This is a genomic window from Psychroflexus sediminis, from assembly GCF_900099815.1.
Classification (GTDB): Bacteria; Bacteroidota; Bacteroidia; order Flavobacteriales; family Flavobacteriaceae; genus Psychroflexus; species Psychroflexus sediminis.
In genome coordinates this window covers 39,352-53,301 of record NZ_FNCW01000007.1, presented here as the reverse complement: position 1 = coordinate 53,301, position 13,950 = coordinate 39,352, and the positions used below count along the sequence as shown (strand labels likewise).

Genomic DNA, 13,950 nt, shown 5'->3' with positions numbered 1-13,950 from the left:
TTTATAATGTACACATCTTTAAAGTTTTATGTTTAAAAACAGCTTCATATAAAAAAGATCAGATACTCTAAAAACCAAGAGTCTGCGGATGTTAAGCCCGGACTTGAAATACATAATTGTTAAAAAAAACTATGCGCGCATAGTTTTTTTATTTTTTTTCTCTTAATTTATTATTAAATTATTAGATTGCGTCTTTAGAAAAATCACAAATCCTTTAACATGAAAACAGCTTTAAATTTTTTTGTATTTCTTTTGTGTGCGTTCTCTTATTCGCAAACGACCATAAAAGGTACCATTACAGATAACTCCGGCATTCCTTTGCCGGGTGCAAATGTATTTATCGAAGGATCGACCCTGGGAACCACTTCAGATTTTGAAGGAAAGTTTACACTGACCACCGATCAAAATCCACCTTTTGATGTGGTTATTTCTTACACTGGTTTCGAAAACGTTATAGTCGAGGTGACAAGAGACAACCAGATTATAGAAGTACAAATGAGTGAGGGCAGTTCTTTGGATGAAGTGGTGGTCTCTGCCTCAAGAACTCCTGAGCGTGTTTTTGAATCTCCGGTGACTGTGGAGCGTTTTGGAATTAAAGATGTTAAAACCACAGCCTCTGCAGATTTCTATGGCGGACTTGAGAATTTAAAAGGTATTGATGTGAACACCAACAGTTTGACCTTTAAGTCTATTAACGCCAGGGGTTTTGCAGACTTTGCAAATGCCAGGTTCATGCAGCTGGTGGATGGCATGGACAATTCTGCGCCTGCCCTTAACTTTCCTTTGGGAAACCTTATAGGTTTAGTAGAAACCGACGTCCAAAGCATAGAAATTTTACCCGGAGCGGCTTCTGGCCTTTATGGCGCTAATGCGTTTAACGGTATTTTGTTTATGAGAAGCAAGAATCCATTTGATTTTCCAGGTATCCGTGGCTATGTGAAGCAGGGTATGACCTCTCAAGATGCTGCCGGTGAAAATTCATACACCGATATAGGAGTAAGTGTAGCTCATAGGTTTAGCGATAAATTTGCAGCCAAATTCAATGTGGGTTATCTTAAAGGGACAGATTGGGCTGCAAACAACCGTTCAGATAAATTTAACCGTGGACTTACCAGAGAAAATACCGATTATGACGGTATAAATGTTTATGGTGATGAGGTTTCCACCAACATAAGAACTGCTTCTGGGGGTCTAGGTATAATTCCTGATGTTAATGTGAGCCGAACTGGTTATAGCGAAATGGATTTAACCAATTATAACGCTGAAAGCTTTAAAGCAGACTGGGGAGTATATTATAGACCCTGGGCTGATGATTTTGAAATACAATATGTAGGAAAAGTAGGTAGTGGTAATACCATTTATCAGGGGGCTAACCGATATAACATTAAAAACTTTTTCCTGCAGCAGCATAAAATTGAAGTCAAAAACGACAACTTTTTTGTTAGGGCTTATGTGAATGAAGATGATGCGGGAGATTCTTATGATATGGTATTTACGGGTATTAATATTAACCGGGCCTGGAAAAGTGATGCCGACTGGTTTGGGGATTACATTCAAACCTTTGCAGGAATAGAGTTATCTGGAAACCCACAGGGCTTAACAGACGATCAAAAACATGATGCTGCGAGAGCTGTAGCGGATACGGGTCGTTTATTGCCCGGCACTCAGGAATTTCAGAATGTATTCAACCAGGTCGTTCAAAATCCGGATTTAAGCGAAGGTTCGCTTTTTCAGGACAATTCCAAATTTTATCATTCAGATGCGAATTATAATTTTGGTCACCTGTGGGATTTTGCAGAAGTACAGGTTGGAGGTTCATATAGAACCTATAGTCTAAATTCTGACGGTACGATCTATACGGATAATGACGGAGCTATCAATTATTCAGAATTTGGAATGTATACACAAATTCAAAAAAACGTAGAAATTTCAGACCTTGTAAAAATGAAACTTACAGGATCTCTGCGTTATGATAAATCTGAGTTATTTGATGGATTCTTTTCGCCTAGATTGTCAGCCGGTTTTACCATAGCAGAGGATCATAATATCAGAGCATCCTTTCAAACAGGATTTAGAAATCCTACAACACAAAACCTCTACATAGGACTGGATGTTGGCCGGGCTGTATTGGTAGGAGGAGCTTCTGATAACCCTGAAAGATATACCAAACAATATAGTGTGTCAAATGGTACTTTAAGCCCATTTGGAGCTGCAGTTCTAGGCTCTCCTTCAGTTTCCATCAATGGTGTCGGAGCCTATAACAATTCGTTTACAGCAAGCTCAGTCAGTGATGATTTTTCACAATCCGGAAATCCGGCCGATTTAGAAATTGGCAATCCTAACCTGGCACAACCTGAGCAGGTTTCTTCTTTTGAGCTGGGTTATAGAGGAAAAGCTCAGCGCTTCATTATTGATGCTTCAGCGTACTATAATATTTATCAGGATTTTCTAGCCAATGAAAATGTGATTGCTCCTTTTTATGGGGATGTAGAATTAACACAAACTGTTCCTGGAACCAATACGCCTTTGGCGGTGGCGGCTGTTGCTAACGGTGATTTTCAGGTCTATCAGACCTATACCAATACAGATAAGGAAGTAAGGTCTTATGGTGGAGCCATTGGTATATCTACACAAGTTTTTAACGGGTTTGACTTAAGTGCGAATTACACCTATTCCAGATTAGATTTTGACTTAGAAGCAAATCCAAATGTTAGAGTAGGCTTTAATACACCAGAACATAAGGTGAAAGCTTCTTTTGGTAAAACGGATTTGTTCGAGAACTTCGGTTTTAACGTATCCTGGAGATGGAGCGATAATTATTTCTGGGAATCTAATTTTGGAGACGGAGAAGTACCAGCTTTCAATGTGGTTGATGCTCAGATAAATTATGATATACCAAAATATAAGTCTACCCTCAAGTTAGGCGCCTCAAATTTATTACAAGACGAATATTTCACAGCCTTTGGAACCGGATTTGTAGGTTCCATCTATTACTTGTCTTTAACCATCAATAATTTCTAATAACTAAAACATACAATGATGAAATATTTCAAATATATCTTTCTTCCTTTCTTAGCTGTAAGTTTTATGGCTTGTGAGAATGAAACCTTAGAAGACTTGAGAAACAGGAATGCTCAGGAAGAACCAGAAGCCACAGAAGAATTTACGCAGGGTTCTGCAAATTTCTCAACCTATGTGGCTTTAGGAAACTCTCTAACGGCCGGTTTTATGGATGGGGCCTTATATAAAATTGCACAGGAAAACTCAATGCCTGCGCTATTGGCTGAACGGTTTTCTACTTTAGCCGATGGCGGCACATTTACACAGCCACTTATGAATGACAATATAGGAGGACTTCTGGCAGGCGGAAATCAGCTTCCGGGATTTAATCCCAGACTGGTATTTGGTGGTTCTGGCCCTGTTCCTTTATCCAGTGTTGTGGGTCCTATACAGCCTACTACCGATATCCTCAATAATAATCCAACTGGTCCTTTCAATAACTTAGGCGTACCAGGAGCGAAAAGTTTTCATTTACTCGCTCCGGGCTATGGAAATGCGACTGGAGTTTTTACGAATCCCCCAACCGCTAACCCGTATTTTGTGAGAATGGCGAGCTCGCCACAAACTTCAGTTATAGCCGATGCTATTGCTCAACAACCTACGTTTATATCCTTATGGATTGGAAATAATGATGTCTTAGGTTATGCGCTTTCCGGAGGTGACGGTTCCAATCCTATCACACCTATGGATGGCCCTCCCGGTGTAGGTTTTCAACAAACTTATGGGACTATTGCAGCGCTTTTAACAGCAAATATTCCTAATTTACAGGGGATTATGGCCAATATACCCAATGTTACAGCGATACCTCATTTCACAACGGTACCTCACAATCCTTTAGACCCGTCCAATCCTGAGTTTGCGGCTCAAATCCCTACACTAAACGCTATTTTTGGAGCCATAAATCAAGTTTTTGGCGCTTTGGGAGAGACTGAACGGATTATTGAATTTACTGAGGAGGCTCCCAATCCTGTCGTGATAAACGACGAAACGCTTACTGATGTTTCAGCTCAGATTGCCGGCGCTTTAGCACCTAACCCTCAGTTTATAGCTTTAGTTCAAAGCTTTGGTTTGCCAGCTCAGGCTGCACCGCTAGTGGCTAATTTATTAGGCGCTACCTACGGTCAGGCAAGACAGGCTACAGATGCAGAACTTCTGGTCCTGCCAAGTAGTTCTATTATAGGCACTGTCAACACAGATCGCTTGGCTTTCCTGATGTCCCAGGGACTTTCTCAGGAGCTTGCCGGTCAGTTTTCGGTCGAAGGAATTACGCTGCCTCTCGCAGATAAATGGGTGTTATTGCCAGAAGAACAGCAGGATATAGCTACGGCTACAGCTCAGTTTAATCAGGTTATTTCAGGAGTTGCCAGCTCAAATGGTTTTGCGCTACTGGATGCTAATGCCTTGTTAGACCAACTCGCAACCTCTGGTGTAGAGAGCAATGATCTTATCCTGACTTCCAACTTGGTAACCGGGGGCGCTTTTTCGCTTGACGGGGTTCATCCAACCTCCAGAGGTTATGCCTTAATCGCTAATCAGATGCTCAAAGCCATAGATGTGACTTATGGTTCCAATTTCGAAGCTTCAGGAAATCTTATAGATTTATCTAACTATAATACAAACTATTCACCGACCTTAATCAATTAGAATAGTTTGAAATCTTAATGAAAAGTTTTGATAACTGCTAAAAAGCCTCCAGAGATGGGGGCTTTTTTTGTCCCTTATTTTAAGCTGGATTTCCGATTTTCACAAAATATAAATATGGCATCAACTCCTGACGTTTATTCTAAAAAAATATTGAAATAGTAGCGGCAAATTTTATCAGCTCTAAACACTATTCTGGTTTTCAGTTCTTTAGTAAATAAGGGGGTGTTTTCTTTAAAAAGATTCTTATAATCAGGGTTAAGCTTGTTCGAAAATGATAAATTTGGTCAGGATTTTCAGAATATCATAAAAAAATAAATTCAAAATGAAGAACTTTTTAATTTCAGGATTGCTTCTTATGCTGGCTACAACATTGGCTTATGCAGGAGGTTATCGCGTAGGAGCACAGGGCCAGAGAGCTTTAGCTATGGGTCATGCAGGTGTTGGTGTAGTAAACAGTGCAGAAACAGCCTTTTTTAATCCATCGGGATTAGTCTATTTGGAAGAGAGGCTAACGATTTCAGCCGGTATAACAGGTGTGTTTTCTGATGTGAAATGGCAAAACACTTCCACAGGGCAATTTGCTGAAACTCAGCAAGACCCCGGAACTCCATTTTATTTTCATGCGGCTTATAAAGTTAATGAATGGTTAAGTCTGGGCTTATCGGTTTCAACTCCTTACGGAAGTTCTGTAGAATGGGAGAAAAATTGGCCAGGCTCACATCTGGTTAACGATATAGAACTTGCAGCGATTTATATTCAGCCCTTGGTTTCTGTAAAATTATCAGAGCATTTCAGCATTGGTGGTGGACCTATCTTTGTTACAGGGAATGTGAATTTCAACAGAAATGCTAACCGGACCCTTACGGACGAAGAAGGCAACAGATCCAATATTACGATAGATGATTCCGGAGTGACCAATACAGGCTGGAGCGCGAGCTTTATGTTTACGCCTGTTGAAGAATTGAGAATAGGTTTCAACTATAGATCTGAAATACTCCTGAATTCTGAAGGCGGGGAGGCTACATTTTCCGACTTTCCAAACTCTACATTGACCCCGCAAAATGGAACCACAGCATTTACGGCGACACTGCCTATGCCTGCCGAGTTAACCATAGGTTTCGCTTACGAAATGAATGAAAAATGGTTATTCGCATTCGATTATCAGAGAGTATACTGGGAAGTTTACAATTCTCTGGATATTGACTTTGCAAGCCCAAATATACCTACCTCGGTAAACCCCAGGAATTATAAAAATGCGTCATCCTACAGATTTGGTGCGCAATACCTGGCTACAGAAAACCTTAGCCTAAGAGCGGGATATTATTTTGATGAATCACCAGTTCAGGCCATGTATTTTGCGCCGGAAACACCAAGAAACGATGCCAATGGGTATACGGCTGGTCTCTCTCTTCAGGTTTCAGAAAAATTTGCTATCGATGCTTCTTTCCTGTATCTAAGATTTAAGGAGATTGATGCCTCTTATGATTTTTATACAGAAAATGGACAGAATGTGCCTTTCGCAGGAACGTATAAATCCAGTGCATTTTTACCAGGTATTGGAGTAACTTATAAATTATAATTTAAGACCATGAAAAACTATATAAAATATTTACCGGTTTTAGCTTTTGGACTCATTGCCTGTGAGCCGGAATTCGATGAATCTATTGAAGATGCTGAGGTGTATACCGCCGGAGAAGCCGATTTCACCAACTATGTTGCCTTAGGAAACTCCCTTACAGCGGGTTATGCAGATCGAGCGCTTTATATTCAGGGACAGGAGAATTCTTATCCCAATATCCTGGCCGGACAATTTGCACTGGCTGGAGGAGGCAAATTTACGCAGCCTCTTATGGCAGATAATCTTGGAGGATTGACATTGAACGGTACCCAAATCGCTAATAACAGACTGGTGCTGTCTTCAAATGCCGGTCAGCCCGTTATTCCACCACTACCTTTGGCAGGAGAACCACAGACAGAAGTTACGAATAAGCTTAGTGGTTCTTTCAATAACATGGGAGTTCCGGGAGCGAAAAGTTATCACTTACTGGCACCAGGTTATGGGAGTGTCGCAGGAGTTGCTGTAGGACAGGCTAATCCCTATTTTGCCAGATTTTCCTCTTCAGAAACAGCTACTGTACTCGGAGATGCCCTGGCTCAAAATCCATCCTTCTTTTCGTTATGGATTGGTAACAATGATATTCTGGGTTATGCCACAAGTGGTGGTACGGGTATCGATCAAACAGGAAACTTAGATCCTTCCACCTATGCCTCCAATGATATTACAGATCCCAGCGTCTTTGCGAGTGTGTATAGCCAATTGATAGATGGCCTAACGGCTTCAGCCTCAGGAGGGGTGGTCTATAACATACCTAATATAACCGATATTCCTTTTTTTACAACCGTTCCCAATAATGCCTTGGTCCTGGATGCTCAAACGGCTGCTAATTTAACCGGTTTCTTCCAGGCTGTTGCAGGTATTTTTACACAAGGACTTATACAGCAGGGAGTGCCGCCGGCGCAAGCTCAGGCTCTTGCATCACAGTATGCAATAACATTTAATGAAGGGCCCAACCGCTTCATCATAGACGTCCCCGCTTCTCAAACAAATCCTCTTGGATTTAGACAAATGCAACCGGAGGAACTCTTATTGATAACTATCGATCAGTCAGCTTTGGCTCAAGGTTATGGTTCGGTGGTTCTCAGTCCGGAAGTTTTGCAGGTTTTAGGTCTTTTGCAACAAGGCGGAACACCTAGTCCTCAGCAAGCCCAATTGGTATTGGATGCTGTTAGCGGCATAGAGGATTCCGACGCTTTAGACTCACAGGAGATACAGAAGATTTCAGCAGCAAGAACGTCTTATAATGCCAGCATTCAAGCTTTGGCTCAGGCCAATGGCTTGGCTTTTGTTGATGCAAATTTACTCCTGCAAGATGTAGCCCAGGGTGTAAGTTTTCCAGGAGGAGTGATAACCTCAGATTTTGTGACCGGAGGCGGATTCTCTCTAGATGCTGTTCACTTAACTCCACGGGGATATGCTTTAATAGCCAATGAAACCTTGAGAGCTGTCAATTTAACTTATGGCGCTGATTTGCCGGAGGTTAAACTGGGGTCTTACGGAACCATTTATTTAAGTGATAACGTTAACTAAAAAGATTAATTATTGTTTAAAAACTGCTTCAGCCTTCAAAGTTGGAGCAGTTTTTTTTATTTTAGAATTTAATTTAAACCTAACCCCATGAAAACCTTACTGCAAATTATACTTACAGGAGTTATTGTCCTTGTGTTATCCAACATCCTAGGGGGTGTGTATGTTACCGATTTTTTCACGGCTATCGTGGTGGCTGCTCTCCTGGCTCTGCTTAATATCTTTGTAAAACCTATTTTACTTATCCTTACCCTTCCGGTCACAGTCATTACCTTTGGATTGTTCCTCCTGGTAATTAATGCCTTAATTATATTGATGGCCGACGGGCTTATCGGAGGATTTAGCGTGGATGGATTTTGGTGGGCACTGCTCTTCAGTGTTTTACTTTCAATTTTGCAATCCCTTATTTTTGTGGTGGCAGAACGACCTCGAAAATAAAGCTTAATCCCGTGATATGAAATTGACAAAATCGGCAATGTTTGCCTTGTCCGTATTTACCCTGTTTGGTTTTAGCGGCATAGCCTATTTTATACTTTCCTTTTCTGATGAGGTCCAGTATTTTGAAATGTTTGCCTATGATAATCTCTTATATTCTATCCCTGCAGGTTTAGGATTTGGAGCCTTAGGGGCTCTCATCGGCATTTTACTTTTAAAGCTGCCCCCGCTGAAAGAAACCAGCACCTTTTATGCCAATTTCTTTAAAGGCCTGGACCTGCACTGGACCGATATCCTGTTTTATTCCTTTTGCGCTGGAGTTGGTGAAGAAATCTTATTTCGCGGTGCGCTACAGCCTTTGCTGGGGCTTTGGTTAGCGGCGATTGTTTTTGTGATTTTACACGGGTATATTTCATCCAAAGACTGGAGAAAATCCATGTATGGTGTTTTTCTGATTTTTATTTCAGCCGGATTTGGTTACCTGGTGGTTTACTTCGATATCTATGCAGCTATGGCTGCTCATTTTATTTTTGATGTGATTATGTTTGTCAAAATCAGGAAGGATTCTGAGTCTTTAGTCCCGGAAACGGATTGATTTCTTTAGATTAATTTAGCGTTTTGAGAGCCCTCCCTGTTTATAAAAACTTGGTAAGCAGTGAAATAAATTGTAATTTTGCACTCTTAAAAAAATAATCCTTTAGAATGAATATAACGAGAGAAGACAAAGATCAACTGAATTCTGTAGTCAAAATCAACATCGAAAAAAACGATTACAGTCCTAAAGTAGAAAAAATACTCAAAGACTATCGTAAAACGGCCAACATACCGGGGTTTAGAAAGGGGATGGTTCCTATGGGCATGATCAAAAAGCAGTACGGACAGGCTGTAAGGGTTGACGAAGTGAATAAGATACTTGAAGATTCACTTACGAAGTACCTTACCGAAGAAAATCTTGATATTTTAGGCAACCCACTTCCTAAAGCTCAGGATAACATCGACTGGGAAGCTGATGATCTTGTATTTGAGTTTGAACTTGGACTGGCTCCGAAATTTGAGGTGACGCTTGATGATGCAGGTCCGGTGACCTACTATAATATTTCTGCAGACGAGGAAATGATTGATAATCAGCTCAAAACCATTCAGCGTCAGTACGGGAAACTGGTAACACAGGATGAAGTCAAAGAAGGCTTTACAGTTCTGGGTACATTCCATAATGAAGAAGAAGGCATCGAAAATGAGGCGACCTTCAAAGTTGAAGATATCGATGGAAAAACCAATAAGAAAGAATTACTAGGCGCAAAAGTTGGTGATCAGGTGACTTTGAAGTCCAATAAATTGTTTAAAGATGACGAAACTTTAGCGAGACATTTAGGGATTCAGGAAGAAAAAGCGAAAGACTTAAAAGTAGAGCTGAGCTTTACCATTAAAGAAATAAACGAACAGGTTTTAGCAGAACTGAATCAGGAATTATTCGATAAAGCTTTTGAGAAAGGCGAAGTGACTTCAGAAAAAGAAGCCAGGGAGAAAATTGCTGAGCAGTCTAAAGATACCTTCAAACAGCAGGGCGACCAGCAGTTTTTCAATGATGTGACCGAGCATCTTATTGAAAAGGCAGACATGGAATTGCCTGCAGAATTTCTTACGAAGTGGTTACAGACTCAGGGTGAAAAAGCCATGACTCCAGAAGAAGCTATTGCAGAATACGGCAAAAGTGAAAAAGGGATTAAGTACCAGCTTATAGAAGCTAAATTAGCTAAAGAGAACGACATCAAGGTAGAAGTTGAAGATGTCAAAGAAGTAGCTAAAGAAAAAATAAGAATGCAGATGAGACAATTTGGTCAGATGGATTTTCCGGAAGATCAAATGGACGGAATTGTTCAGAATTTAATGTCCAACCAGGAGCAGGTGAGACAATTTTCTGAGGAAGTCATGGTTCAGAAATTACTTCAGCTGTATAAGGAGAAAATGAAGGTTGAAGAAAAAGACGTGACTTATAAGGAGTTCGTCGACACGATTTATAAATAGATCGACATAACGTTAAGTTTATAGCTTGAAGTTAACATTTAGTAAAAGAACAAGGCTAAGGTTTAGCTTCAGGCTATATTCGTTTTAAAATAGAGGTTACTATGAATATGGATAAAGAATTTAAAAAGTTTGCCACCAAGGATCACGGTGTCAATGCCAATTATTACGATAAAGTCATCACCAGCATGATTCCTTCGGCGATGACTCCCAATATTATTGAAGAGCGCCAGATGAATGCCGTAGCTATGGACGTATTTTCCAGACTGATGATGGATAGAATCATCTTTTTAGGAACGCCTATCAATGATCAGGTGGCCAATATTATTCAAGCGCAACTGTTGTTTTTAGAAAGCACCGACTCTTCTAAAGACATTCAGATCTATATCAATTCTCCGGGAGGAAGCGTTTACGCTGGTTTGGGGATTTATGATACCATGCAGTTTATCAAGCCCGATGTAGCGACGATCAATACCGGTATCGCCGCATCGATGGGGGCTGTTCTGCTTTGTGCAGGAACCACTGGTAAACGCAGTGGTCTGCCACACTCCAGAGTGATGATTCACCAACCTATGGGTGGAGCAGAAGGACAGGCAGATGATATTGAAATTACGGCAAAGCAAATTGTTCTTCTGAAGGAAGAACTCTATAAAATTATTTCTAAGCATTCCGGCAAATCTTATGAGACTGTTTATGAAGACGGCGATAGAGATTTCTGGATGAAGGCCGATGCAGCCAAAGAATACGGAATGATTGATGAAATACTGACAAGAGAGTAAATTATGGCTAAAGAAGAGTTAGAATGTTCGTTTTGCGGGCGTAAAAAGGCAGAAACCAACTTGCTTATTGCGGGATTGGATGCGCATATTTGCGACCGATGTATAGAACAAGCTCACGGAATTGTTTTAGAAGAATCCAAGCAGGACACCACCGAGGAACTCACTTCAGAACTGAAGCTGAGAAAGCCTAAGGCTATCAAAGACTTTTTGGACCAATACGTGATAGGACAGGACCAGACCAAAAAAGTCATGTCTGTTGCCGTATATAATCACTACAAGCGTTTATTACAGCCCAAATCCAACGATGATATTGAAATTCAGAAAAGCAATATCGTCATGGCCGGACAAACCGGAACGGGTAAGACTTTGGTGGCCAAAACCATTGCCAGAATGCTTAATGTGCCTTTGGCTATTGTGGATGCCACGGTACTGACTGAAGCGGGTTATGTAGGTGAAGATGTTGAAACCATTTTAACCAAGCTTCTGGCAGCGGCAGATTACAATGTGGAAAAAGCTGAACACGGGATTGTTTTTATCGATGAAATAGATAAAATTGCCAGGAAAAGCGATAATCCTTCCATTACCAGGGACGTGAGCGGGGAAGGTGTACAGCAGGCTTTGCTGAAACTTCTGGAAGGAACTACAGTCAATGTTCCGCCAAAAGGAGGAAGAAAGCATCCGGATCAAAAATTTATAGAAGTCAATACAGAAAATATACTGTTTATTGCAGGGGGTGCGTTTGATGGGATTGAAAAAAACATCTCCAAACGTTTGAACATGCAGGCGGTAGGTTATGGAGCATCCAAGTTGGGCGAAAGTGTAGATAAGGAAAATATACTTCAGTATATCATTCCCAAAGACCTTAAAGATTACGGGCTTATACCCGAAATTATAGGGCGTTTGCCTGTGCTCACCTATATGGATCCTTTAGATAAAGATACCTTAAGACTTATACTTACACAGCCTAAAAATGCGATTATCAAGCAATACCAAAAGCTGTTTGAAATGGATGATATCGATTTTCAAATTACAGATGGTGCTTTAGATTTTATAGTAGAAAAGGCTTTGGAATATAAACTTGGCGCCAGGGGACTGCGTTCGCTTTGTGAAGCCATTCTGACAGATGCCATGTTCGATATGCCTGAAGGGGATGAAAAAGAACTGAAAGTCACAAAATCTTATGCTGAAAAAGCTTTGGAAAGAACAAGCCTCAGAAAATTGAAAGCTGTGAGTTAGACTTTCATTTTTAAAAATATAACCTCATCAATTCGTTTTGATGAGGTTTTTTTATGCTTTTAATGTTTATTTTTAAAGCCAATATTAAATTCAGTTCCATGAAAAATACTATTCAGCTCATCGCGTTTCTTATGACCTGTTCTTTATTCGCCCAGGATTTTGCGGTCCTGCCTCAAAAAAAACAATCTGAAGTCACAGATCAGTGGCTTGGAGAACGCCTTGAAACAGTCCTGCCGGAACTGATGGATCGGGCCGGCATCGATATGTGGCTGGTGATTTCCAGAGAATATAATGAAGATCCAGTTATCAAAACGCTTTTACCCAGTACCTGGTTAGCGGCGAGGCGAAGAACAATACTGCTGATGTACAAACCCGGTTCAGACGCTCAGGTAGAAAAGCTGGCTGTAGCCAGGTATAATGTTGGTTCTAAGTTCAAAAAAGCCTGGGACCCGGAACAGCAACCCAACCAATGGAAGCGTCTCGTTGAATTGATCAAAGAGCGAAATCCCGAAAAAATCGGTATTAATATCTCCAAAGATTTTGGTCACGCCGATGGGCTTAACCATACGGAATACGAATTGCTTCTGGAAAATTTACCAGCCTCGTTCCATAAGAAACTCACTTCAGCAGAAGACCTGGCTGTGGGATGGCTGGAGACGAGAACAGCTTCAGAACTGGCGACCTATAAACACATTCAGGGGATTGCTCACGATATCATTCAGGAAGGCCTGTCGGAGAAAGTGATTACGCCCGGGGTCACCAGCACGACCGATGTGGTGTGGTGGTATAGAGACAGGATAAAGGATTTAGGAGTGGAAACCTGGTTTCATCCCACAGTGGACATTCAGAGGCCGAGTGCCGATAGCAAAGAGCACCTGAGAACCTTCGATAACAATCCAGATCCTGAAACGTTAAGACCAGGGGATGTGCTGCACATCGACTTCGGCATTACGTATTTGAGGTTGAATACAGACACTCAGCAACTGGCTTACGTTTTAAAAGCAGACGAGAAAGAAGTGCCGCAGTACTTGGAGGACGCCCTAAGCGTGGGTAATCGTTTGCAAGATATCCTGACGAGCAGTTTTAAAACGGGAAGAACGGGTAATGAAATTTTGAAAGCCGCCAGGACTCAAATGAAATCTGAAGACATCAAGGGTACAATCTACACCCATCCTATGGGGTATCATGGTCATGCTGCAGGACCTACCATTGGGATGTGGGATAACCAGGGTCGGGTTCCTGGCTCCGGAGATTACCCCTTATACCCAAACACGGTGTATGCTATCGAACTCAATGCTGAAGTCTATCTCGAGGAATGGCAGAAACCATTGCGTGTCATGCTGGAAGAAGGAGCGCATTTTGATGGGGATGAGGTGGTTTATTTAAACGGAAGACAGAAGGAGTTTTTAACTATTCCAAGGCAGAAATCTTACCTAAAAGAATAAATAATTGAATTTTATTCAGGTTTGGGCTTGTTTATTCAAAATTAATTTTAATTTAGCTTCATATCCAATTAGAAATGACAACACGCTTTTATTTTTATTTCAACTTTTATTTTGCTGATCCAGCGAAACGAGGTTGATATGAAATAATTTCAGTATCAAAATATATAAAGCCTCGTTTTTACGA

Annotated in this window: 10 protein-coding genes; all 10 read left to right on the top strand. The window is 41.0% G+C overall.

Features of this window, described 5'->3' with window-relative positions; genetic code table 11:
• Window positions 1-219 precede the first annotated feature (219 nt).
• The 10 genes from BLP81_RS08205 to BLP81_RS08160 all read left to right on the top strand — a co-directional run bounded on the left by BLP81_RS08205 (window position 220) and on the right by BLP81_RS08160 (window position 13,766).
• Window positions 220-3,021, top strand: a complete 2,802-nt coding sequence (locus tag BLP81_RS08205) for a TonB-dependent receptor (protein WP_093367973.1) — start codon at window positions 220-222, stop codon at window positions 3,019-3,021.
• An 18-nt stretch (window positions 3,022-3,039) separates the two neighbouring features.
• Window positions 3,040-4,704, top strand: coding sequence for an SGNH/GDSL hydrolase family protein (locus BLP81_RS08200; RefSeq protein ID WP_093368076.1), 1,665 nt, complete (start codon window positions 3,040-3,042; stop codon window positions 4,702-4,704).
• A gap of 322 nt (window positions 4,705-5,026) precedes the next feature.
• Window positions 5,027-6,283 carry an OmpP1/FadL family transporter gene (locus BLP81_RS08195; protein WP_093367972.1) on the top strand — a complete coding sequence of 419 codons (1,257 nt, stop codon included), beginning with the start codon at window positions 5,027-5,029 and terminating at the stop codon, window positions 6,281-6,283.
• A gap of 9 nt (window positions 6,284-6,292) precedes the next feature.
• Window positions 6,293-7,852 (top strand): SGNH/GDSL hydrolase family protein, encoded by a 1,560-nt coding sequence (locus BLP81_RS08190; RefSeq protein ID WP_093367971.1) that lies wholly within the window; start codon window positions 6,293-6,295, stop codon window positions 7,850-7,852.
• Between the two features lie 87 nt (window positions 7,853-7,939).
• Window positions 7,940-8,287, top strand: a complete 348-nt coding sequence (locus tag BLP81_RS08185; protein ID WP_093367970.1) for a phage holin family protein — start codon at window positions 7,940-7,942, stop codon at window positions 8,285-8,287.
• 16 nt (window positions 8,288-8,303) lie between these two features.
• Window positions 8,304-8,879 (top strand): CPBP family intramembrane glutamic endopeptidase, encoded by a 576-nt coding sequence (locus tag BLP81_RS08180; RefSeq protein ID WP_093367969.1) that lies wholly within the window; start codon window positions 8,304-8,306, stop codon window positions 8,877-8,879.
• Between the two features lie 107 nt (window positions 8,880-8,986).
• Window positions 8,987-10,309, top strand: a complete 1,323-nt coding sequence (tig, locus tag BLP81_RS08175; RefSeq protein ID WP_093367968.1) for a trigger factor — start codon at window positions 8,987-8,989, stop codon at window positions 10,307-10,309.
• Window positions 10,310-10,410: 101 nt separating this feature from the next.
• A complete protein-coding gene (locus tag BLP81_RS08170) occupies window positions 10,411-11,085 on the top strand; it encodes an ATP-dependent Clp protease proteolytic subunit (RefSeq protein ID WP_093367967.1) in 675 nt (224 codons plus the stop codon).
• Window positions 11,086-11,088: 3 nt separating this feature from the next.
• The gene (gene clpX, locus BLP81_RS08165) at window positions 11,089-12,321 is read left to right on the top strand and encodes an ATP-dependent Clp protease ATP-binding subunit ClpX (protein WP_093367966.1); all 1,233 of its coding nucleotides are present in this window, start codon (window positions 11,089-11,091) and stop codon (window positions 12,319-12,321) included.
• A gap of 98 nt (window positions 12,322-12,419) precedes the next feature.
• Window positions 12,420-13,766 (top strand): M24 family metallopeptidase, encoded by a 1,347-nt coding sequence (locus BLP81_RS08160; RefSeq protein ID WP_093368075.1) that lies wholly within the window; start codon window positions 12,420-12,422, stop codon window positions 13,764-13,766.
• The last annotated feature ends 184 nt before the right edge of the window (window positions 13,767-13,950 follow it).